Raw genomic sequence first — 584 nt, 5'->3', positions numbered from 1 at the left:
GCCACCGACCTCTCGGGTGCCGTGAACACGGCCGTGGGGGCGGGCGCGGGATTGGGGACCGGGCTGAATGGCGCGGCCAACCTCGGGGCGAATCTCGGGAACAGCGTTGGCGCTGGGCTTTCCGGTGGAATCGGCACCGCTGTCGGTGCGGGGGCGCAGGCCGGTGCCGGTCTGGGCGCGGGGCTGGATGGCGCGGTGAACGCGGGAACGCATGCCGGGGGTGATCTCGGTGCGGGACTCTCCACCGGGTTGTCCGGAAGTGCCGATGCCGCAGCGGGTTTGGGGGCGCAGGTGGGTAGTGGGCTGGAGACCGGGCTTTCGGGGGCGCTGAACGGCGTCACCGCCGGTAGTGGGCAGGTGGGAGCCGGGTTGAGCGGTGGGATCGACTCGACCGTCGGGGCCGGAGCGCACGGGGCGGGAGGCCTCGGGGCGGGAATCTCGACCGGCGTCGGCACCCTGGGGAATCTCGGGGCGCAGGCCGGGAATGGTTTGGAGACCGGGCTTTCCGGCGGAATCGATACGGCGGCGCACGGTGTCGGCGGTGTCGAGACCGGACTCTCCGCGGGTTTGGACACCGCGGTGCA

Annotated in this window: 1 pseudogene; it reads left to right on the top strand. The window is 72.6% G+C overall.

Features of this window, described 5'->3' with window-relative positions:
* Positions 1-21: 21 nt before the first annotated feature.
* Positions 22-584: pseudogene (locus NA10_RS35130) on the top strand (IniB N-terminal domain-containing protein); the annotation flags it as partial.

This window comes from Nocardia acidivorans NBRC 108247 (assembly GCF_001625085.1).
Taxonomy (GTDB): Bacteria; Actinomycetota; Actinomycetes; order Mycobacteriales; family Mycobacteriaceae; genus Nocardia; species Nocardia acidivorans.
This window is presented reverse-complemented; position numbering and strand designations above follow the sequence as displayed.